This window comes from Peribacillus sp. NPDC097197 (assembly GCF_050278025.1).
In the GTDB taxonomy this organism is placed as follows: Bacteria; Bacillota; Bacilli; order Bacillales; family DSM-1321; genus Peribacillus.
This window is the reverse complement of record NZ_JBNNST010000003.1, coordinates 1-20,896: the sequence shown is the minus strand read 5'-3', so window position 1 is coordinate 20,896 and position 20,896 is coordinate 1. Positions and strand designations below refer to the sequence as shown.

Here is a 20,896-nt window from a genome sequence, read left to right as displayed (position 1 = left end):
CTACAAAAATTATATTTTTCTCGTCAAAAATTATTGCTAACATGGTATCATAAAAGCATTAAATTGAACATTTTTTACATTTATATATAAAAGAGCGTGGCTGTAAGGATTAGAACAGGGGGCTTACCATGGTATTCATATACATACTTGGAATAATAATCGTGTTATTTTTAATTTTCATAGTTTGGGGCTATTTTTACAAAAAGAAATACTTCAAGGAAATCGATCGTCTTGAATCCTGGAAGATCAGTATCTTGCATCGCCCCGTTTTAGAAGAACTATCCAAAGTCAAACAATTGAACATGACAGGTGAAACAGAAGAAATGTTCGAAAACTGGCGCGTGGAATGGGATGCCATCATTACGGATCATATGCCGAAAGTTGAAGAGCTCTTGTTCGATGCGGAGGAATTTGTCGATAAATTCCGTTTCAGCCGTTCGAAAGAGACACAGCGACAAATTACGTTAAAACTCGATGAAATTGAAGAAATGATCAAAAAAATCTTGTACGAATTGAATGAACTTGTTGGCAGTGAAGAAAAGAACCGAGTGGAAATTGAGGACATAAAAGAAACGTATCGCCAATTGAAAAAGACATTGCTTGCCCATCGTCATAATTATGGGAAAGCGGCGGATAAGCTTGAATCCTCCCTTGATGAGGTATTGCAGATCCTCCAGCAGTATGAGGAAGAAACGGTCAATGGGAACTATTTAAATGCGAGGGAACTTGTCCTTTCCATAAAGGAAAAGCTCACTGTCCTGGGTACGAAAATGGAAATGCTCCCTAAGTTATTGGTTGATAGCCAATCCGAGTTACATTCGCATCTTAGTGAATTGAAAGACGGATATCAGGAGATGGCCGGTCAGGGTTATCTATTGAGCCATATCCAATTCGAACAGGAAATCTCCCGTTTGGAGAATGAACTGGACCTATATAAGACACAATTGGAAAATGCAGAAACGGAAGCGGTTGAAATGGGAATCAAGGATGTCAGGGAAAGCATTGAGGTGCTATACGACCTACTGGAGAAAGAAGTGCTTTCCAAACAGTACATCCTGAAGAATGATGAAGTGCTCCGGAATATGATAAATGACCTTGAAGAAGAAATCGATGAGCAAAAAACAGAAACCGTGCATGTTCAAGAAACGTATCATCTCACTGAAAATGAATTGGAAGCACAACGGAAGATGGAAAAGCAAATTGCCCAGATTTCCAAACGCTATCAATTGCTTGTCTTGAAAATTGAAGATAATGTAATGGCGAGCTCGCTGATCAGTGAAGAAATGCAAAGCCTTGCCAAACAGCTGAACGAATTGCAAGAAAGCCAAAAGGACTTCAGTATTAAATTACAGGATTTAAGAAAAGATGAAATGGATGCAAGGGACTCACTGGCCGATTTGAAACGGAAAATGATCGAAACCAGCCGATTGATTACCAAGAGCAACATTCCCGGTCTGCCTGAAGAGTATAAATTGGTGCTTCAGGATGCTAAGGAAAGCGTGAGTGACGTTCAAAGCAAACTGGAGGAAAAACCTCTTGATATGTCCGCTGTCTATATCTACCTAGAAAAAGCCGTTGAACAGGTCAACAAGGTTTATGATAAGGCACATGAACTCATTGAACATATGTATCTCGCAGAAAAAGTGATTCAATTCGGTAATCGGTACCGTAGCAGTCATGAGACGGTTGCTGAAAGCTTGAGACAAGCTGAAGCCAAATTCAGGAGCTATGAGTATCAAGCTGCATTGGAAACGGCTGCCACCGCGATTGAAAAGGTCGACCCAGGCAGCTTACGAAAAATCGGAGCGAATCTAGAAGAAGTTCTTTCCTGAAAACCCGCTATGGCGGGTTTTTTCGTGTGATCACAAAGTAGATGATAGCGAGGCTTGGTTGAAGGCCCTTCAGAACGTTTTTAAATCCCGAGAGGCTTATTTAATCAAGATTGTAATGTCATGCTCCATATAAGCCTCAGGATGGCTAAAAAGCGGAGGGAAAGGATGAAGCAAGCGAAAAGATGGGGGTAACTTGTTTACCTAGGTGTTTCCATTCTCTTTCAATTTCAATTATGTTAAAATTAGAAGTTGCAAGTGCAACATATGAAACGGACTAAAGACGATTTACATCATAGATACAAGAACATGGAAGGTGAAACCATGATTTATTTTGATAATAGTGCAACAACAAAACCATATCCAGAAGTGATTGAGTCATTCATAAAGGTGTCTACTGATTATTTCGGTAACCCATCTTCCCTTCATGGGCTTGGAGTGCAGGCCGAAAAATTATTGTCTGCAGCTAGAAAGCAGATGGCTGAATTGCTAAAGGTGAAAAGCTCGGAAATTTATTTCACGTCCGGTGGGACGGAATCGAATAACCTGGCGATCAAAGGGGTGGCACAGGCGTACGCTAACCGGGGGAAACATATCATCACGACGGCCATTGAACATCCATCCGTCGGTGATGCATGCCACTCTTTGGAGGAACAGGGATTTGAATTGACCTACTTGCCTGTCGATGAGCAAGGTCGAATTTCACTCTCCGACCTTGAACTCGCATTACGGGAAGATACGATTTTAGTATCGATCATGCATGTGAATAACGAAGTGGGTTCCATTCAGCCCATTGCGGAGATCGGTAGCTTGCTGAAACGTTACCCAAAAGCGCTTTTCCATGTTGACCATGTACAGGGAGCCGGTAAGGTTGATTTGCCAATAAGGGAAAGTAATATAGACCTCTGTTCCATTTCTGGCCATAAAGTTCATGGGTTGAAGGGAACGGGCATCCTTTATATCCGCGATGGTGTCCGTATTCAATCCTTGTTCCATGGAGGCAATCAAGAGACGAAAATAAGAAGTGGCACAGAAAATGTGGCCGGCATTGTCGCTCTTTCCAAAGCTTTTCGCATTAGTATGAACAATCAACAGCTGTATCATGATAAGATGCAACAAATCCGGGATTATTTATACGAGGGCCTTATGAAAATGGATGGAGTCTTGGTAAACAGCCCATTAAATGGGGCTCTTCATATCCTGAATTTTTCCGTGCCCGGTCTTAAGTCGGAAGTATTGCTTCATGCTCTTGAAGCTGAGGGAATAGTTGTCTCGACTACAAGTGCCTGTTCTTCTAAAAAAAGGACGTCAAGCAAAACGGTGGAAGCGATGTTTCATGACTCCGTCCGTTCCGAGAGCGTGATTCGGATTAGCACCACTTATAGTAATCAATTGGAAGAAGCAGAGAAAGTCCTGGCAGCGATCCAGAAAATAGTCGCTAATTTAGAAAAAATAATGAGGGTTGCGAAATGAAATTTGATCATATAATTATCCGCTACGGCGAAATCTCGACGAAGAAAAGAAACCGCAAAGGCTTCGTGGACAAGATGAAGGCACATGTCCGCTGGAGTTTAAAGGATATCGAGGGCGTGCAGTTGACTTCGAATCGGGAACGGATGTATGTCCTGTTAAATGGGGTCGATCACAAGCCGGTCATAGAACGATTGAAAGGGATTTTTGGCATTCAGTCCTTGAGCCCCGCGGTTAAAATTGAACGGGACCTGGAAGTGATGAAAAATGCGGCTTTGTATTATTTGAACAATACACTTGGGGAAGTCGCTACATTTAAAATTACGACAAAACGGTCCGATAAGGATTTTCCATACAATACGGATGAAATAAATCGGGCGCTAGGCGGTCATTTGCTTCGTAATACCGAAGATTTAAAAGTGGATGTAAAAAACCCAGATCTGAATTTACTTGTGGAAGTGCGACGGGAAGCAGTGTATTTAACAGGTGAAATCATTCCAGGAGCCGGCGGTCTGCCATTTGGTTCAAGTGGTAAAGCAATGTTGATGCTCTCAGGTGGAATCGACAGTCCTGTTGCCGGATTCCTATCAATGAAACGTGGATTGGATGTGGAAGCGATCCACTTTTACAGTCCTCCTTTCACAAGTGAACGTTCCCGCCAAAAGGTGATAGACCTCGCAGGGAAGCTTGCTGAAATTAGTGGCAGTATGAAGGTCCATATCGTACCATTCACGGAAATCCAGTTACTGATCCAGAAACAGATCCCGGAGAACTACTCCATGACGACAACACGCCGCTTAATGATGCGTGTTGCGGACAAAATTCGTGAGAAAGAAGATGCAATGGCACTGATCACGGGTGAAAGCCTTGGACAGGTAGCAAGTCAGACGATGAGCAGTATGTATGCCATCAATGAAGTGACGAATACGCCCATTCTTCGTCCGTTAATCACAATGGATAAAACGGAAATCATCAAAATGGCTAGAGAGCTGGATACATTTGAAATTTCGAACCTTCCATTCGAGGATTGCTGTACGGTCTTCACACCGGCAAGTCCGAAGACAAAGCCGAAACGCGAAAAAGTCAATTATTATGAAAGCTTCGTGGACTTCGAAACATTGATTGAAAAAGCGGTATCCGACACAGAGATTGTGACGGTCCAACCTGGACAGTTTTTCGACGATAATGAAGCGCTGGAAGACCTCTTTTAAAACCCTACAATTACCAATAAATAAGTAGGAATGAAGCCATGTGTTTTAACACACTCTATAATCACAAGGAGGTGAAAAACACATGGCAAACAACAACAGCTCAAACGACTTATTGGTACCTGGAGTAGAACAAGCTCTAGAACAAATGAAATACGAAATCGCTTCAGAATTCGGTGTGCAACTTGGTGCAGATACAACTTCTCGCGCTAACGGATCAGTGGGTGGAGAAATTACAAAGCGTCTAGTTCAAATGGCTGAACAACAATTAGGCGGCGGATTCAGACGATAAGATAATTGAATAAATATGGCTGCAGAGAGCGGGGGTTCCCCCGCTCTCTTTATTTTATTTCAGAAAAAAACATCGTTAAGATATTAAAATGGGGAAGTATCTTGTATAATGAGTAGGTACTAAGAGTTCATGAATGGAGGAGAAGAGAATGAAGCGTGAAGAATTATTGGCTCCGGAACATTACAACTTAGTGAGTGAAATGGAACGTTTTGCATCAAATCCGGAAAAAGTGGCAGTACTTTGGGAAAACGAAACCGGGCACAGAAAACAACTTACATATGAGAACTTATTAAAAAGCGCAAATAAATTCGGTAATGTCTTTATAAAAATGGGACTGGAAAAAGGGGATACGGTTCTGATCATCATCCCTCGTTTAGTTGAAGCGTATCAAGTATATTTAGCCGCCCTTAAAATCGGGGTGGTTGTCATTCCTTGCTCCGAGATGCTCCGTGCAAAAGATTTAAAATATCGGATCAATCACGGTGATGTAAAGGGCATTGTCAGTTATCATGAATACACCCATGAATTCAATGAAATTAAAGAAACAGAAAATCTCTTGAAATTCTCGATAGGACAACAAGTGGATGGGTGGCATGATTTGAATGGATTAGCTGAAGATGAGTCCGAACAGCTTGCTTTGGCTGATACGAAAAGTGAGGATATGGCCTTCTTATCCTATACTTCAGGTACGACAGGAAATCCTAAGGGAGTTGTACATACACATGGTTGGGCTTATGCCCATTTAAAGACATCGGCGGCAAACTGGTTGGGAATTAGCGAGGGAGATGTCGTCTGGGCAACCGCTGGACCCGGGTGGCAGAAGTGGATTTGGAGTCCGTTCCTGGCAGTCCTGGGGACCGGTGCAACTGGGCTTGCATATCATGGGAGATTTGAACCGAAGAAGTATTTGCAGTTGCTGCAGGATTACAAAGTGAATGCCCTTTGTTGTACGCCTACAGAATACCGTCTGATGGCGAAAGTGGATAATCTCGATGATTATGACTTATCTGCTCTCCATAGCGCTGTATCGGCCGGGGAACCGTTAAATCAAAAGGTGTTTGAAGTGTTTAAGAATCATTTTAACATCGAAGTGCGTGACGGATATGGCCAAACGGAAAATACGCTTTTGGTCGGTGTGATAAAAGGCATGGAAATTAAAATGGGCTCAATGGGCAAACCGACTCCAGGAAATCATGTCGAGATCATCGATGATGCCGGAAAGCCATGTCTTCCTGGCGTGGTAGGGGATATCGCGGTGCATGTGGATACGCCTGCCCTCTTCAAAGAGTATTTTAAGGATCCGGAACGCACGGCGAGACAATTTCGCGGTGACTATTATGTAACAGGGGATCAGGCTAAGAAAGATGAAGAAGGTTATTTCTGGTTTGAAGGCCGTTCCGATGATATCATCATCAGTTCGGGGTATACAATCGGGCCCTTTGAAGTCGAAGATGCGCTCATTAAGCATCCCTTCGTGAAAGAATGTGCAGTCGTAGCAAGTCCGGATGAAGTGCGGGGGAGTGTTGTTAAAGCATACATTGTCTTGATTGATAGTGTAGACCCTCATCGTCCAGATTTAATAAAGACGCTTCAGCAACATGTGAAAGACATGACGGCTCCTTATAAATACCCTAGAAAAATAGAATTTTTAAAGGAACTTCCTAAAACGACGTCCGGTAAGATCAAGCGGGTCGACTTACGTAAAATGGAAGAAAGACTCCTGGAAAAGTAGGAGGAAACTCGAACGTCAGCCATTGTGCTGGCGTTTTTTTAGTGAAGCAAAAATGTGGGATTAAATCAAATGAGGTGATACACTTACTGCATATTATGGGAAACTTACGTGCTAAAGAAGATCGGCAAGTTAGGGAGAGGCAGGCTTCTTATGGAAAAATGATGTCTGCAATATTTCCGGGGAAATCGACCTGAAAGGACAATGTTTGCTTTCTAAGTAGGTGGTCCTTGTCGTTTAAGGAAGACAATCGAATCGGAAGGGGAAAAGGGTAAGGGGTAAGTCATCAAAGAAATGAAGGTACAGAAAAAATCGTTCCATTAGAGCAAATTTGAGCGTGACTATGGAATGATGCAAAGGGAAAGAAGGAAAGGTTATGAAAGTAAGCGAACAAAAAGAAGGGGCGATTTATGCAGCCGTTTCTTATATGATGTGGGGCATTGTCCCGATATATTGGAAATTTCTTCAGGGCGTTGGGGCAGCGGAAATTTTAGCTCAGCGGGTATTATGGTCCTTCGTCTTCATGGTGGTTTTATTGGCATTCATGAAAAAATGGCGGGCTTTTGTCGATTATGTTAAAGAAATCCTAGGCAACCCCAAATTATTTGCCGCATTATTGACGGCCTCGCTATTGGTCTCAGCTAACTGGGGAGTGTTCATATGGGCTGTTAACTCAGAACGAATCCTCGACACGAGCCTTGGTTATTATATCAATCCGCTTGTCAGCGTTTTGTTGGGAGTCATCGTCTTGAAAGAAAAACTAAGCCGATCGCAGGTCGTTTCATTCATCCTCGCTGGAATTGGTGTCTTGATCCTTGGTATCCACTTTGGAACGATTCCATGGGTATCGCTCATCCTGGCCATCACGTTTGGACTCTATGGCTTGGCGAAAAAGATGATCAAGGCCGAATCAGCCGTGGGACTGACGCTTGAAACGATGATGGTGACGCCACTTGCGTTGGGTTACTGGATATATTTGATGCTCCATTCGGATTCGCAATTTTTCGCATCCAGCGGAACGAGCCTGATGTTGATGGGTGGGGGAATCGTAACGGCACTACCCTTACTGTACTTTGCGAAAGGTGCAGAGAAGGTGCCTTTGTCCATGCTTGGCATCCTGCAGTACATTGCCCCAACCTTGACTTTGCTCCTAGGGGTGTTCGTATATCATGAAAGCTTTACAAAAGCACACTTCTTGGCCTTTATCTTCATCTGGTCCGCATTGGTCGTTTATACACTTTCCATTACGAAATGGGGAAAAGTGGGTGCTGGTAGATTTAAAGGAAAAAGAAATATAGGTGCCTAAAAAAGCGCTTGGAGGGATGATTCCCTCCAGGCGCTTTTTAGGTTAAATAGGTGTTGGAACCTATCTCGCCAACGATCATATTATCGAGTGAATCCGTATCGTCACGTTCACTTTTTATGGAGTAGGGCCGATAAGCGGAACTGTCGATTTGGATAATATGTGTTGTCAGGTAGGCGGAGATCATGGATCCCCAAATTCTGTTACTATTCAATTCGGTAATGATTTCTTGTTGATCGGTGACTCCGATACCATGCGCAAAGAAGAGGTTCTGGCCTAACATGATTGCATTTTCCCCTTGCCATTCCGGGGTGTTCGGAGCAAAGTCCGGATTTTTGAAGTATAAGCAGTCACCAGGTAAATAATCTATCCCCTCATGGACAAGGATGGAAAGATGATGATGATAGTGCCAGTTGTAAAGAAACAGATCAGGAAAAATACGATCGAAATTCTTAGGTCCGATTGAATCCAGTATCGCTTTATAAAATACGACCAATATGGCTGTTCCGCATTCGAAAGAGTATAGTCTGCCGTTTATGAATATGTCATTCAATGCCATGTGTGGAGGGATATTCGGCCAGAGTTCAAAAGCCCGGTCTTTCGTGAGTTGCCAAACTTGTGGATTGCATAGGGAATCTTCGAGGATCGTAAATTCGGCCCCACTTTCCTCTAACAATACGGAAGCCTGAATGGCCTTCATACGTATTTTTAAGTCGAAACGAAAATCTTCCAATGTGTCAAACTCAAAAACGGTAGGATATATGGCCATCAGCTGAATAATGGTTGATAGGTTCTTGTTTGTTATACCGGCTAGCAGCTGGCTAGCGTCGATCGGTTTGTGATTGATTTTTATCATGATGATATCCGCCTTTTGGTGAAGTTAATGTAAGGGGTGTTTGCATATACATGATAATTATATGAGTACTTGCATGAAAGTGTTAGACGACTAGACTCTTTTCCGGACTTTATCCTTAACAGGAGTGCAATCATAAAAAAGGCTTGGAAGAAACATCCTCCAAACCTGCAAATCTAGGCGTTTTATAAAAAGGTGCGTTTTACTTTTTCCCAATAGGAATTATCCTTTAATTTGACCGTTTTCATGACTTTCTTGCTTAAGCGGATCTTGATTTTCTCTATATTGCGAATACTCAGGGCCTCGTTGTCCAAGCCAATGATCGGGTAGCTTGGCCCGTTTTGCCCAAGGTGGACGGTCAGCGTTCGGTCGCCGCTCAGGATGAAGGACGAGCCTAAGGTCCGGTAGGTATTATTGTTGATCGAAGCGAGTTCACTGACCTGGAAGCATGGTAGAAGCGGATCGACTACTGCTCCATTCACGGACTTATTATAGGCGGTGCTGCCCGTCGGGGTCGCGATGATGATTCCATCTCCGCGCAGTGTTTCAAAATGGATGTGATCAATGAAAATGTCCATGATAAAGGTTTTGATGACGGATGTGCGGATGCTGAGCTCGTTCAAGGCATAGAAAAAGGGTTGGTCATCGAGCTGGATATCGATAACAGGATATTTACGGACCTCGATTTGTTCGTTCGTCATGGCAACGATCATTCTGTTTACGTCTTCCATGTAAAAATCACAATACATGTTCAAGTTGCCTGTGGTAGAAACGCCTGCATATAAACAGTCATCCCGAAACCCGGTTTTCCGGACGGCTTGTAGAAAGGTGCCGTCATCACCGATGCTAACGATGATGTTGGCCTTTCTATAATCCTTGACGACTTCAAATGAATATTGTTGCGCCAACTCCGTCAATCTCTTGACGTTCTTTATCATCTGCTCGTTCTGTACATGAAAAAAATAAATATTCCGGCGATTGGTCATCATGATTCCCCCATTAAATATGTATAGTCTTGTTAGGGCCTACTCAATAAAATCAAGGAAAAAGTTGATAGAACAAGATGCCTTGCCATTTCCAATTTGAGGATTATTTGCTACAATTTTAAGATGGTCTCATTTTATCATGGATTGAAACTTTTTTGTTTACAGTTCGTAAGATAAGAGTGATAGAAATTTAAGGGGGAACACATATGAATGGGAAGCGTTGGGCTGCTCTGGGTATCGCAGCCGTTTTATTTTTTGTTTCTATTGGCGTAGGTCTAGCCACCACTTTATTTGCAACCGATACAGAAAGTGTTTTCGAAGATTTTTTTGCGTCCGATAGCGGATTTTACGAAGAAGTCATAGAAGGCGAAGATCCAACCAATGTCATCGCGGTATTGGATGTAGAAGGAACGATTCAGGATACAGGGGAAGCTTCCCTGTTAAGTTCGGAAACCTACAATCACCGGGATTTCATGGACAAGCTGCAAATGGCGGAAGAGAATGACAATATCAAAGGAATTATCCTTCGAGTGAATTCACCAGGCGGCGGGGTTGTGGAAAGCGCTGAAATCTACGACAAAATCCTTGATATTAAAAAGGTGAAAAAGCCCGTATATGTGTCCATGGGTTCCATGGCGGCATCCGGTGGGTATTATATTTCTGCACCAGCCGATAAAATCTTTGCCAGCCCCGAAACCATGACAGGTTCACTTGGTGTCATCATGCAGGGGTACAATTACGAGAAATTAGCCGAGAAATATGGTGTCGAATTTGAAACGATCAAAAGCGGTACATACAAAGACATTATGAGTCCGACGAGGGAAATGACCAATGATGAACGGAAAATCCTCCAAAATATGATCGATAATTCTTATGATCAATTCGTCAAGATCATTGCCAATGGACGTGGCATGTCCGAAAAAGAAGTAAGGAAGATTGCGGATGGGCGGATCTATGATGGACGTCAGGCGAAAGAAGTTCATTTAATTGATGACTTCGGCCATTTGGATGATGTGATTGCTGCCATGAAAAACGATATCGGTCAAAAAAATGCGCAAGTCATTCGTTATACAGGTGAAGCCGGATTAGGTTCATTGTTCAGTATGGGAGCGCAAAAAATATTGGGAAATGATGTGGAAACGGCCGTGTTGACAAAAATCCTTTCCTCTTCAAATTCCCCACGCTTGATGTATTTGTATGCGGAATAGGGGGGCTGAAGAATGACGGAACAAAATGATAGCAATGAAAGAATCGTACCATCCAATCTAGCATCGGAGCAGGGACCCATACAGCCAGAGCTTTTGCCAGTCCAACCTCTAGAGGATGATGGCGATGTGAAAGTCGTGTGTTTTGCCGGTTTTTGGATGAGATTTTGGGCCTATTTAGCGGACTTGTTTGTGATTGGCAGTTTGAATCGCATCTTGATTCACCCCATCTTTAAGTTTTATAATGAGTCAGATAACCTTTGGTTTTCTGCTGAGGCCTTATTGACGGCCATTGTCTTTTTCCTTTATTTCATCCTGATGACCAAATTCTTCAATCAGACATTAGGCAAGATGATTTTTGGTTTGAAGGTAGTGGCCTTGAAGGAAGAGACGATTACCTGGGGTACGGTATTATTCAGGGAATTGTTTGGACGTTATATTTCCAAAGTTACCTGGGTCGGCTACCTTTTGGCAGGCCTATTACCTAAGAAACAGGCTTTGCATGATATCTTTGCGGACACGAGCGTCGTTTTAATTAGAAGATGATGACCTTTTTTAATAAATAAACCTGCCGGACTGCCATTTTAGGTCCAATAGGTTTATTTTTTTTTGACGAGGCCGATAATGAATGGCTGAAAGGGTGTGGATATGTGAAATGGATTGTAATGATATTGGCTATCCTCATAGCGGTGTTGCTTCTTCTCATTTTCACTAAAGTCAGGGTGCATTTTACCTATAAGCGTATTCAAAAAGATGATCTTATCCATATGAAAATGACGGCCTGGCATGGCTTATTGCATTACACATTGAAGGTGCCAGTCATAAAGAAAGACGATGAATCGACGGCTCTCATCGTGGAGAAAGAAACGGACACGATGAATGATACGGAAAAGAAGTCGACGGCCAAGCTTACACCGGAAGAGTTCATGGATGGTTTAAGCGATATGCGGGCCTTGATCAACCATATAGTTGATTTGCATCGGATCATTCGGCACTTCCTCGGGAAAGTCCAAGTGAAAGAGTTTGCATGGCATAGTATGATAGGGACGAAACATGCTGCCCAAACAGGGATATTAACAGGTAACTGTTGGGCCCTTAAAGGATCAATCATTGGTTTATTGACCACCTATCTGAATTTTCGGGTCATGCCATCCTATACGATTACACCGGATTTTTATCGAAAACAGGCCAATACGTCCATTGCTTGCATATTAGAATTCAGAGTCGGGCAAGCTATACTGACTGGGATAAAACTGCTTCGCTACTGGAAAGGCGGTAAAGTGAAATTCAAGTCTAAGAAATTAGCGAAGCTAACTGGAGATTCCAATAATCAATCGATGTAGAGTGGAGGAATTTAGATGTCTGATCACCCAATACAAGGTTTAATGAAAGAAGCCATGGAGAACTTGAAAGAGATGGTCGATGTTAACACGATCATCGGAGACCCGGTGGAAACCCCCGATGGAAGTGTCATTTTAACGGTTTCCAAAGTGGGCTTCGGATTTGCCGCTGGAGGCAGTGAATTTGTGATCGATGGTAACCATCAAGGTCAACAGGGCGACTCAAAGCAACCATTTGGTGGGGGTAGTGGTGGTGGAGTATCCATTACGCCTATAGCTTTCCTTATTGTTGGTACACATGGCGTGAAGATGATTCATTTAGATGAAGGTACGCATCTTTTAGAAAAAATGATGGATTTAGCACCGCAGGTCGTTGATAAGATCCAATCGATGCTAGCTAAAAAAGATAATAATCAATCAAGGCAAGATAGCGGTCAAAGGAATTCAATGAACATGAACAATCAACAACCTAAACAGGATTTGGATTTCTAATGCGACTCGGCGTCCGCCGAGTTTTTCTTTTTGATGTAAAATTCTAAAATCCAATTAATTGCAAAATTACGATAAAACAAATATCATAAAGCTTGTACATAAAGCATATAAAGGAGGAATTTTTAATGGCTTCAGTTACTTTTAAAAACAACCCGGTCACTTTAGTGGGACCAGAACTTAAAGTTGGGGATAAAGCACCTGATTTTACAGTATTGGCTAATGATTTAACACCGGTTACATTAAACGACTCAAAAGGCACAGTCCGCATTATCAGTGTCGTTCCGTCCGTTGATACAGGCGTTTGTGATGCACAGACACGCAAATTCAATGAAGAGGCTGCCAAATTGGATAATGTGAAAGTATTGACGATCAGCAATGACCTTCCATTCGCACAAAAACGCTGGTGTGCTGCAAGCGGACTCGACAATGTCCAAGTCCTTTCCGATCACCGCGACCTTTCTTTTGGGGAAGCTTACGGTGTTGTGATGAAGGAACTTCGTTTACTGGCACGTTCCGTATTCGTCGTGAACAGTAACGATGAAATCACTTATGTTGAATATGTAAGTGAAGGTACGACTCATCCAAACTATGAAGGTGCCATTGAGGCAGCTAAAGCAGCAAAGTAAGGACTGAGCTCACTGAACCAGGCGCTGATGTGCCTGGTTTTTCTATTGGGTCGAACATCCTAAAAACAGGAAGATTGACTTATGATGAATAAAGATAGAACCCCTCAAAACCAGACCTTTTCCTCATTCCCCAAAGAAACGCCTACCTGTGAGTTCACTGACAGACATTGCTTCAACCCAATGATAGGATAGCATGTACCGAATGGCTCCAATAAGGAAACATTCTGTCAAATAACTGATGAATGATAAACGGGGCTTACGACTTGTAAGTCTTACTCCTTACCTTTAAAATAAGGACAGAAGCAAACAGGAGGAATAAATAAGTGAAGTCTACCCCAGTTGAAGAACTATTTTATGAATTTGATGAAACAACCAAAATATTGCAAGATGAACTGTCGTGCACGTATCTCGATGCTTTGGGCGAGACCGGAGAGAATTTTTTCCAAGGGAAAGTGATGCAGGAAGAAATCAGTGAAGAATCAAAGAAAAGTTTAATGAAGCATTATGCTGAATTTTCATTGGAAAAGTATGAAAAGGAAGCCATCCGTAAAGCATACCAGCTGGCCATCCTTAAAGGCATGCAACAAAGCGTACAACCTAACCATCACATGACACCGGATGCCGTCGGGATTTTTGTCAGTTACTTAGTCGGCAAATTCACGAAGGATCAAAAAGAGATCGTCATGCTCGATCCAGCTGTTGGGACAGGAAACCTACTCTTTGCGATCATGAACCAGTTGACCGATAAAAACATGGCGTCATTTGGTGTGGAAATCGACGAAACCTTGATCAGACTTGCATATGCCGGGGCTAATCTTCAAGAGCATCCCTTATCATTTTTCAATCAGGACAGCCTAGAGCCGCTTTTCATTGACCCAGCGGATGTGGTAGTCAGTGACTTGCCGATTGGGTATTACCCGAATGATGTCCGTGCAGCGGAATACGAACTGAAGGCAGAAAACGGCCATTCCTATGCACATCATCTATTCATAGAGCAAAGTGTCAAACATGTGAAAGATGGAGGATATCTATTCTTCATTGTCCCGAATAATTTATTTGTCTCGGAAGAAGCACCTAAACTCAATGACTATTTGAAAAAAAATACTCACATTCAAGGAATGGTGCAGCTTCCGCTTACCATGTTTAAAAACGAAGCGGCTGCCAAGAGCATTTTAATCCTTCAAAAGAAAAAGGATGGCGTCGAGGCTCCTAAGAAAGCCTTGTTGGTACAACTTCCGAAGCTATCTGACTTCGATGCGACTAGGTCGGTCATGAACCAGATGGACGATTGGTTTAAGGAAGAAAAATAAAAACAAAAGCTGATGCCAAAAGGCATCGGCTTTTGTTTTTAGAAGATAAAGAGTTTTTTAAATTATTAAATTTTTTATTGGTGGAATCCATTTGCCATGATAAGATATATACATTATATACTGCACGTTTGTAGACTAGCTTAGAGTAAAGGAGCAGGATGGATGTCTAAAATTATGGCTATAAACGCAGGCAGCTCTTCTTTGAAGTTTCAGCTTTTTGAGATGCCTAGTGAACATGTTATTACGAAAGGTCTTGTGGAAAGGATCGGTTTGAAAAACTCCACATTCACCTTGAGTGTTGAAGGCGAGAAGATTTCTGAAACGTTACACATCCCAAATCATGAAGTGGCTGTCGGGCTTTTACTAGAAAAACTGATTCACCACCAAATCATACACTCTTTCGAAGAAATAGATGGCATGGGCCATCGAGTTGTGCATGGTGGTGAAGTGTTTAGCGACTCCGTCTTAATCACAGAGGAAGTTATAGAAGAAATAGAGAAGCTTTCGGATTTAGCTCCCCTTCATAATCCTGCCAATATAACGGGCATCAAGGCGTTTAAGCAAATATTGGGTGAAGTGCCGGCGGTTGCTGTCTTTGATACGGCCTTCCATCAAACCATGGAACCCAGTTCGTATATGTATAGCTTGCCATTTGAGTACTATGAGAAATACGGTATCAGGAAATATGGATTCCATGGTACATCACATAAATATGTTTCCCAACGTGCAGCGGAAATGATAGGAAGACCGATAGAACAGTTACGGTTGATATCCTGTCATTTGGGAAATGGCGCTAGCATCACGGCCATCGAGGGAGGAAAGTCGATTGACACGTCGATGGGATTCACTCCATTGGCCGGCGTGACGATGGGTACACGTTCAGGGAATATCGATCCAGCTTTGATTCCTTACATCATGGAGAAAACGGGGACAACGGCAGATGAAGTACTGGATGTCTTGAATAAGAAAAGTGGGATCCTTGCACTGTCTGGCTTCTCCAGCGACTTACGCGATATCCAATTGGAAGCCGATAAAGGAAATGAGCGGGCTGAGCTTGCGCTAGAGGTATTTGCTGGCCGCATTCATAAATACATAGGTTCTTATACAGCAAAAATGGGCGGCGTGGATGGAATCATCTTTACGGCCGGCATTGGTGAAAATAGCCAGGACATCCGGGGGAGGATCTTGGATGGACTTGAATTCATGGGAGTTTATTGGGATGAAGACCTGAATCGTACCTCTGGTGAGGAAGCCTTCATCAATTCCCCATTTTCCCCGGTGAAAATCATGGTCATTCCTACGAATGAAGAAGTCATGATTGTCAGAGATACGATGAATATCACAATGAATGAAAGTTTAGAAGATATGCTTTCCTAGAAGAAAAAAGCCTCCATGCCCATCAAGGGAATGGAGGCTTTTTTACGTGCGGATTTGCCCGGAGTTCTGTTTAGATGTTGATTTTCGGTTAGGTTGTAAGCTGCTTCATATTCTTGAAAAGCTGTGCCGTATGGTATACTTAAAGGGAGAATCCACCAATTCTTTATAAAGGAGGCTTGTTGCATGGAATTCACAAATCGGGACATGAAAACTTGGAATGAAATTAGTGAATGGCAAGATAAACTGAACCAATATAATCCGACAGACCTGGCATCATTATATGATAAATGGCTAGAGCAAAGTTTTTCACGGTTGCCTGAAGATGTTCAACAACAATTTTTTGAAAAGCTTGATACTTGGTTATTTCACTTGCATGCGATGGTACAGAGCTCATCCATTCAAATAGACGCAAGAGACCGCATTTTGGCCTCGGCACGCGTATTCAATGATGAGATTGAGGAGATCAAGGATGTACACCTTTTAACAATCGACCAGTTGAACTACATAGCGAACCAGCATATTGCGAAGCATCGTTTATATTCTTTTGTGCAGGGAGGAATAAGCGGTCGTGGAGGGTTGCTCCTACTGGGAAGTGATATCCCGGCCATGACAGTCATTAATGTTCGAACCGTACAGCTGATAGCGATGTCTTATGGTTTTGAAGGGAATACACCCTTTGAAATGATGATGGCCTTAAAGGTATTCAATGCAGGGGCGATGCCTAAGCGGCTCCAAGGAGTGGCTTGGGAAGAATTGGTCCGGGAAATTCAGACTGCGGAAGATGAATATTGGTATATGGGAATAGAGGAGCTGACGAATCCAAAGTGGATGGAACAGCCATTAAAGCAATTATTAAAAGCTGTATCCATCACGGTTTTCAGGAAAAAACTATTGGGCGGCGTACCGCTTATCAGTATGGCCATTGGCGCCGGGGCTAATTACCAAATGACGAAAGATGTCAGTGAATTCGCCCAGAAATTCTATCAGTATCGTTATTTACAGGGAAAGAAGGCCGATGAAGAATGAGTGTCAAGGAACATAAAAAGGCCACTACGGAGCCGATTCGATGCAAGGTGATCACGGTCAGTGATACGCGAAACGAAGAAACGGATAAAAGCGGATCCTTGATGATGGACCTCCTAAAATCACAGGGCCATGTAGTGACAGAATATGAAATCGTGAAGGACGAACGTGGTGCAATCCAAGAGGCGATTACGGCCGGCGGAAAAAGCAATCAAGTCGATGCCATCCTAACCAATGGCGGTACAGGCATCGCCAACAGGGATGTCACGATTGAAGCGGTAAAAGAATTGATGACTAAAGAGATACCCGGTTTTGGTGAGCTTTTCCGTATGTTGAGCTATCAAGAAGATATCGGATCGGCAGCCATCCTATCAAGGGCGATTGCTGGAGTGGCATTTAATAAAGCGATCTTTTCGACTCCTGGTTCATCTGGGGCGGTTCGCCTTGCGATGAATAAACTAATACTTCCGGAATTGGGCCATGTTGTCGGGGAAATTCGGAAGGATACATAAGGAAACGGACAAAAAAAGCCCCGGTTTTAAAAACCGGGGCTTTTTTTGCATGGAAATGGGCTTAATTATGCATCTTTTCACTTATCCCCTGATCGGTCCGATACCAAAGCCAAAGATCATTTATCACGGAAGCCAGTTCGGAGATTTCCGTGTTGAGTTGGCATGACAAGACAAAATTACTTTCATCAGAGAGCTGTGTCTGTTTCCGATTGATAATGGCTTCCAGCTCCTGTATACGGTCCGGGATATGACCCCGGATAGTTTCCCAGTGTGCGAGTATGCGGTGCTGCTTTCCTTTAGAGTATTCATCCCATTCCATGGGGAGGTCGGGGATGGAGATTCCAAGCCGTTCATCATACGTAAAAAGTTCTTTCATAATGCCTCCTGTAATCACAGTTTTCATACTCTTAGATTACTATATTTTAACCGATGTATCCATTGTGTAAATTATTTGGAATATCGAAAAAATTTTACTGAAATCAGTAAAATACCCCTTGTATTCCTTGTATAAAAATGATAAAGTACTAAACATAGATTGAATAAAAATAACAACGAATGAATTTTTATTCACACGAAAGGGACGATAAAACATGGGAAATCAAAAAGTAGTTTTAGCTTATTCTGGAGGATTAGATACCTCTGTTGCAATTAAATGGTTACAAGATCAAGGATACGACGTAGTGGCATGCTGTTTGGATGTCGGTGAAGGAAAAGATTTAGACTTTATTAAAGAAAAAGCAATCACTGTCGGAGCGGTTAGTTCTTATGTAATTGATGCAAAAGACGAATTCGCCGATGAATTCGCATTGACGGCTCTTCAAGCCCATACACTATATGAAGGAAAATATCCTTTAGTATCAGCTCTATCGCGTCCACTTATCGCGAAGAAGCTAGTGGAAGTGGCTGAAGAAGAAAATGCAGTAGCCGTTGCGCACGGTTGTACGGGAAAAGGAAATGACCAAGTGCGTTTCGAAGTATCCATTTCGGCTTTAAACCCTAATTTACAAGTTCTTGCACCTGTACGTGACTGGAGATGGTCTCGTGAAGAGGAAATCGAATATGCTGCCAAGAATGGAATTCCTGTTCCAATCGGTTTAGCCAGCCCTTACTCAATCGACCAAAACCTATGGGGAAGAAGTAACGAATGTGGAATCCTTGAAGATCCATGGGCTGCTCCTCCGGAAGAGGCATATGATCTGACAACAAGCCTTGAAAACACACCGGATACTGCCGATATCATTGAAATCGGATTTGAACAAGGTGTACCGGTTACACTGAACGACAAGAACTACAAATTGGCTGATTTGATTGTTGAATTGAATCAAATTGCCGGTAAACACGGTGTCGGACGTATCGACCACGTGGAAAATAGATTAGTAGGTATCAAATCTCGTGAAGTATACGAAGCTCCAGGTGCCATGACATTGATCGCTGCACATAAAGAACTTGAAGATATTACTTTGGTAAAAGAACTTGCCCATTTCAAACCAGTGATTGAGAAGAAAATGACGGAATTGATCTATGAAGGACTTTGGTTCTCACCACTTCAAAAAGCGTTGGCTGCATTCTTGAAAGAGACACAAGTGAACGTTACGGGTACTGTCCGTGTGAAACTGTTCAAAGGCCATGCCATTGTCGAAGGAAGAAAATCAGAGTACTCTCTATACAATGAAAAACTAGCAACCTATACAAAAGCGGACGAATTCGATCATGAGGCAGCAGTTGGTTTCATTAAATTATGGGGACTTCCAACGAAAGTGAACAGCATGGTCAACAACAAGAAGGTGACAGTGTGAGCAGCAAGCTTTGGGGAGGAAGATTCACGAAATCTGCCGAAGAATGGGTAGATGAGTTCGGGGCTTCCATATCCTTTGATCAGGAACTTGTCCTTGAAGATATTCAAGGCAGCTTGGCACATGTCACCATGCTGAAGACATGCCAGATCCTGCCAGAAGAGGACGCTGATCAGATCATTGTGGGACTGAAGGGTTTACAGGAAAAAGCGGAAAAAGGTGAATTGACTTTCAAGGTGGAGATGGAAGATATCCATCTTAACCTTGAAAGCATGCTCATTGAAGCGATCGGCCCGGTCGGAGGCAAATTGCATACTGGCAGAAGCCGTAACGACCAAGTAGCAACAGACCTTCATCTTTACATGCGCAACCAAACGAAAGTGATTCTGGAACTCATTAATGGACTCCAAGGAGCAATTTTGGAACAGGCTAAAAAGAATGTGGAAACACTCATTCCAGGGTATACGCATTTACAGCGTGCCCAGCCAATTTCATTCGCTCACCATTTAATGGCTTATTTCTGGATGCTGGAGCGCGATAAACAACGTTTCACTGAAAGCTTCAAGAGAATCAACATTTCTCCCTTGGGTGCAGGAGCGCTTGCTGGGACGACTTTTCCGATTGACCGTGCGTTAAGTGCAGAGCTACTTGGCTTTGATGGCATATATGAAAATAGTCTGGATGCAGTGAGTGATCGTGATTTCGCCCTGGAATTCATGAGTAACAGCGCAACGATGATGATGCATTTATCTCGTTTCAGCGAAGAAATCATTCTTTGGTCAAGCCAGGAATTCCAATTCGTTGAACTGGATGATGCTTTCTCAACGGGAAGCAGCATCATGCCACAAAAGAAAAACCCTGATATGGCGGAGCTGATCCGCGGTAAAACAGGACGGGTTTACGGGAATCTAACAGGGTTACTGACTGTATTAAAAGGACTGCCACTTGCTTATAACAAAGATATGCAAGAAGATAAAGAAGGCGTTTTTGATACGGTTAAAACGATTGTTGGTTCACTTAAAATCTTCGCAGGCATGATTTCAACGATGAAAGTGAAAAAAGACGTGATGGAAAAAGCAACGAAAAATGACTTTTCCAATGCAACCGAATTGGCCGATTATCTGGCTTCGAAAGGCATGCCTTTCCGTAAAGCCCATGAAGTCGTCGGCAAACTTGTTTTATTCTGTGTACAAAACGGCTGCTATTTAGTTGACCTTAGCATGGAACAATTCAAGGAGGCATCCGAGTTGTTTGAAGAGGATATTTACGACGCATTAAATCCATACGAAGCAGTTAAACGCCGTAATAGTGCAGGTGGTACTGGGTTTGCCCAAGTGCAGCTTGCGATTGAAAAAGCGGAGAAACTCATAAGTGCATAACAAATGAAAAGATCGTACACCGATTTGGTGTACGATCTCAGACTGTAGACAAACTCGATGAAAATCGACTTTGTCTACAGTCTTTTTTATTTTAAAATAAAAGTATTAAAACTTGAGGTGATAAAGATGCTTTCGAAACATGATTCTATTCAGCGAGATCAACTTGAAA

20 protein-coding genes are annotated in these 20,896 nt (G+C 42.7%); 17 read left to right on the top strand and 3 right to left on the bottom strand.

Annotated features, from left to right (window positions below):
- Window positions 1-128: 128 nt before the first annotated feature.
- The 6 genes from ezrA (at window position 129) to rarD (ending at window position 7,834) form a co-directional block, all read left to right on the top strand.
- On the top strand, window positions 129-1,832 hold the full coding sequence (gene ezrA / locus ACQKL6_RS04740; RefSeq protein WP_427650677.1) for a septation ring formation regulator EzrA: 1,704 nt from the start codon (window positions 129-131) through the stop codon (window positions 1,830-1,832).
- A 321-nt stretch (window positions 1,833-2,153) separates the two neighbouring features.
- Window positions 2,154-3,302 (top strand): cysteine desulfurase family protein, encoded by a 1,149-nt coding sequence (locus ACQKL6_RS04735; RefSeq protein ID WP_402874940.1) that lies wholly within the window; start codon window positions 2,154-2,156, stop codon window positions 3,300-3,302.
- Window positions 3,299-4,510: a tRNA uracil 4-sulfurtransferase ThiI gene (thiI, locus tag ACQKL6_RS04730; RefSeq protein WP_427650676.1), complete on the top strand. Its 1,212-nt coding sequence runs from the start codon at window positions 3,299-3,301 to the stop codon at window positions 4,508-4,510. Before ACQKL6_RS04735 ends, thiI begins: the two co-directional genes overlap by 4 nt.
- A gap of 82 nt (window positions 4,511-4,592) precedes the next feature.
- Window positions 4,593-4,799, top strand: coding sequence for a small, acid-soluble spore protein, alpha/beta type (locus ACQKL6_RS04725; protein WP_402874945.1), 207 nt, complete (start codon window positions 4,593-4,595; stop codon window positions 4,797-4,799).
- A 148-nt stretch (window positions 4,800-4,947) separates the two neighbouring features.
- Window positions 4,948-6,531, top strand: coding sequence for an acyl-CoA synthetase MbcS (mbcS, locus tag ACQKL6_RS04720; protein ID WP_402874948.1), 1,584 nt, complete (start codon window positions 4,948-4,950; stop codon window positions 6,529-6,531).
- Between the two features lie 373 nt (window positions 6,532-6,904).
- Window positions 6,905-7,834 carry an EamA family transporter RarD gene (rarD, locus tag ACQKL6_RS04715; RefSeq protein WP_402986612.1) on the top strand — a complete coding sequence of 310 codons (930 nt, stop codon included), beginning with the start codon at window positions 6,905-6,907 and terminating at the stop codon, window positions 7,832-7,834.
- 37 nt (window positions 7,835-7,871) lie between these two features.
- Here rarD and ACQKL6_RS04710 read toward each other — a convergent pair whose 3' ends face one another.
- Together ACQKL6_RS04710 and ACQKL6_RS04705 are read right to left on the bottom strand one after the other, a co-directional pair.
- A complete protein-coding gene (locus ACQKL6_RS04710) occupies window positions 7,872-8,687 on the bottom strand; it encodes a protein-glutamine gamma-glutamyltransferase (protein ID WP_427650675.1) in 816 nt (271 codons plus the stop codon).
- A 182-nt stretch (window positions 8,688-8,869) separates the two neighbouring features.
- Window positions 8,870-9,673 carry an NAD kinase gene (locus ACQKL6_RS04705; RefSeq protein WP_402874957.1) on the bottom strand — a complete coding sequence of 268 codons (804 nt, stop codon included), beginning with the start codon at window positions 9,671-9,673 and terminating at the stop codon, window positions 8,870-8,872.
- Between the two features lie 203 nt (window positions 9,674-9,876).
- Here ACQKL6_RS04705 and sppA point away from each other — a divergent pair, with 203 nt between their 5' ends.
- The 9 genes from sppA to ACQKL6_RS04660 all read left to right on the top strand — a co-directional run bounded on the left by sppA (window position 9,877) and on the right by ACQKL6_RS04660 (window position 17,555).
- The gene (gene sppA, locus ACQKL6_RS04700; protein WP_427650674.1) at window positions 9,877-10,878 is read left to right on the top strand and encodes a signal peptide peptidase SppA; all 1,002 of its coding nucleotides are present in this window, start codon (window positions 9,877-9,879) and stop codon (window positions 10,876-10,878) included.
- A 12-nt stretch (window positions 10,879-10,890) separates the two neighbouring features.
- Window positions 10,891-11,421, top strand: a complete 531-nt coding sequence (locus tag ACQKL6_RS04695) for an RDD family protein (RefSeq protein ID WP_402874962.1) — start codon at window positions 10,891-10,893, stop codon at window positions 11,419-11,421.
- A 104-nt stretch (window positions 11,422-11,525) separates the two neighbouring features.
- Window positions 11,526-12,218 (top strand): DUF2953 domain-containing protein, encoded by a 693-nt coding sequence (locus ACQKL6_RS04690; RefSeq protein ID WP_427650673.1) that lies wholly within the window; start codon window positions 11,526-11,528, stop codon window positions 12,216-12,218.
- A gap of 15 nt (window positions 12,219-12,233) precedes the next feature.
- A complete protein-coding gene (gene ytfJ, locus ACQKL6_RS04685) occupies window positions 12,234-12,707 on the top strand; it encodes a GerW family sporulation protein (RefSeq protein ID WP_402874312.1) in 474 nt (157 codons plus the stop codon).
- Between the two features lie 125 nt (window positions 12,708-12,832).
- Entirely contained in the window at window positions 12,833-13,333 is a 501-nt protein-coding gene (tpx, locus tag ACQKL6_RS04680) for a thiol peroxidase (RefSeq protein ID WP_402957736.1), read from the top strand.
- Between the two features lie 323 nt (window positions 13,334-13,656).
- A complete protein-coding gene (locus ACQKL6_RS04675; RefSeq protein ID WP_402874318.1) occupies window positions 13,657-14,643 on the top strand; it encodes a class I SAM-dependent methyltransferase in 987 nt (328 codons plus the stop codon).
- A 162-nt stretch (window positions 14,644-14,805) separates the two neighbouring features.
- A complete protein-coding gene (locus tag ACQKL6_RS04670) occupies window positions 14,806-16,020 on the top strand; it encodes an acetate kinase (protein ID WP_402874320.1) in 1,215 nt (404 codons plus the stop codon).
- Window positions 16,021-16,203: 183 nt separating this feature from the next.
- Window positions 16,204-17,046 (top strand): EcsC family protein, encoded by an 843-nt coding sequence (locus ACQKL6_RS04665; protein ID WP_402874322.1) that lies wholly within the window; start codon window positions 16,204-16,206, stop codon window positions 17,044-17,046.
- On the top strand, window positions 17,043-17,555 hold the full coding sequence (locus ACQKL6_RS04660) for a MogA/MoaB family molybdenum cofactor biosynthesis protein (protein WP_402874324.1): 513 nt from the start codon (window positions 17,043-17,045) through the stop codon (window positions 17,553-17,555). The genes ACQKL6_RS04665 and ACQKL6_RS04660 overlap by 4 nt, the downstream gene beginning before the upstream one ends.
- Window positions 17,556-17,616: 61 nt before the next feature.
- Here ACQKL6_RS04660 and ACQKL6_RS04655 read toward each other — a convergent pair whose 3' ends face one another.
- Window positions 17,617-17,931 (bottom strand): hypothetical protein, encoded by a 315-nt coding sequence (locus ACQKL6_RS04655; protein ID WP_402874326.1) that lies wholly within the window; start codon window positions 17,929-17,931, stop codon window positions 17,617-17,619.
- Between the two features lie 214 nt (window positions 17,932-18,145).
- On the opposite strand from ACQKL6_RS04655, the gene ACQKL6_RS04650 reads away from it, so the two are divergent.
- Both ACQKL6_RS04650 and argH read left to right on the top strand, forming a co-directional pair.
- Window positions 18,146-19,351 (top strand): argininosuccinate synthase, encoded by a 1,206-nt coding sequence (locus ACQKL6_RS04650; RefSeq protein ID WP_402874329.1) that lies wholly within the window; start codon window positions 18,146-18,148, stop codon window positions 19,349-19,351.
- Window positions 19,294-20,727: an argininosuccinate lyase gene (argH, locus tag ACQKL6_RS04645; RefSeq protein ID WP_402874332.1), complete on the top strand. Its 1,434-nt coding sequence runs from the start codon at window positions 19,294-19,296 to the stop codon at window positions 20,725-20,727. Before ACQKL6_RS04650 ends, argH begins: the two co-directional genes overlap by 58 nt.
- The last annotated feature ends 169 nt before the right edge of the window (window positions 20,728-20,896 follow it).

Bases quoted from the DNA above. Each gene is read 5' to 3' on its own strand.
- ezrA (WP_427650677.1), top strand. From the start codon at position 129: ATGGTATTCATATACATACTTGGAATAATAATCGTGTTATTTTTAATT.
- ACQKL6_RS04735 (WP_402874940.1), top strand. From the start codon at position 2,154: ATGATTTATTTTGATAATAGTGCAACAACAAAACCATATCCAGAAGTG.
- thiI (WP_427650676.1), top strand. From the start codon at position 3,299: ATGAAATTTGATCATATAATTATCCGCTACGGCGAAATCTCGACGAAG.
- ACQKL6_RS04725 (WP_402874945.1), top strand. From the start codon at position 4,593: ATGGCAAACAACAACAGCTCAAACGACTTATTGGTACCTGGAGTAGAA.
- mbcS (WP_402874948.1), top strand. From the start codon at position 4,948: ATGAAGCGTGAAGAATTATTGGCTCCGGAACATTACAACTTAGTGAGT.
- rarD (WP_402986612.1), top strand. From the start codon at position 6,905: ATGAAAGTAAGCGAACAAAAAGAAGGGGCGATTTATGCAGCCGTTTCT.
- ACQKL6_RS04710 (WP_427650675.1), bottom strand. From the start codon at position 8,687: ATGATAAAAATCAATCACAAACCGATCGACGCTAGCCAGCTGCTAGCC.
- ACQKL6_RS04705 (WP_402874957.1), bottom strand. From the start codon at position 9,673: ATGATGACCAATCGCCGGAATATTTATTTTTTTCATGTACAGAACGAG.
- sppA (WP_427650674.1), top strand. From the start codon at position 9,877: ATGAATGGGAAGCGTTGGGCTGCTCTGGGTATCGCAGCCGTTTTATTT.
- ACQKL6_RS04695 (WP_402874962.1), top strand. From the start codon at position 10,891: ATGACGGAACAAAATGATAGCAATGAAAGAATCGTACCATCCAATCTA.
- ytfJ (WP_402874312.1), top strand. From the start codon at position 12,234: ATGTCTGATCACCCAATACAAGGTTTAATGAAAGAAGCCATGGAGAAC.
- tpx (WP_402957736.1), top strand. From the start codon at position 12,833: ATGGCTTCAGTTACTTTTAAAAACAACCCGGTCACTTTAGTGGGACCA.
- ACQKL6_RS04670 (WP_402874320.1), top strand. From the start codon at position 14,806: ATGTCTAAAATTATGGCTATAAACGCAGGCAGCTCTTCTTTGAAGTTT.
- ACQKL6_RS04665 (WP_402874322.1), top strand. From the start codon at position 16,204: ATGGAATTCACAAATCGGGACATGAAAACTTGGAATGAAATTAGTGAA.
- ACQKL6_RS04660 (WP_402874324.1), top strand. From the start codon at position 17,043: ATGAGTGTCAAGGAACATAAAAAGGCCACTACGGAGCCGATTCGATGC.
- ACQKL6_RS04655 (WP_402874326.1), bottom strand. From the start codon at position 17,931: ATGAAAGAACTTTTTACGTATGATGAACGGCTTGGAATCTCCATCCCC.
- ACQKL6_RS04650 (WP_402874329.1), top strand. From the start codon at position 18,146: ATGGGAAATCAAAAAGTAGTTTTAGCTTATTCTGGAGGATTAGATACC.
- argH (WP_402874332.1), top strand. From the start codon at position 19,294: ATGGGGACTTCCAACGAAAGTGAACAGCATGGTCAACAACAAGAAGGT.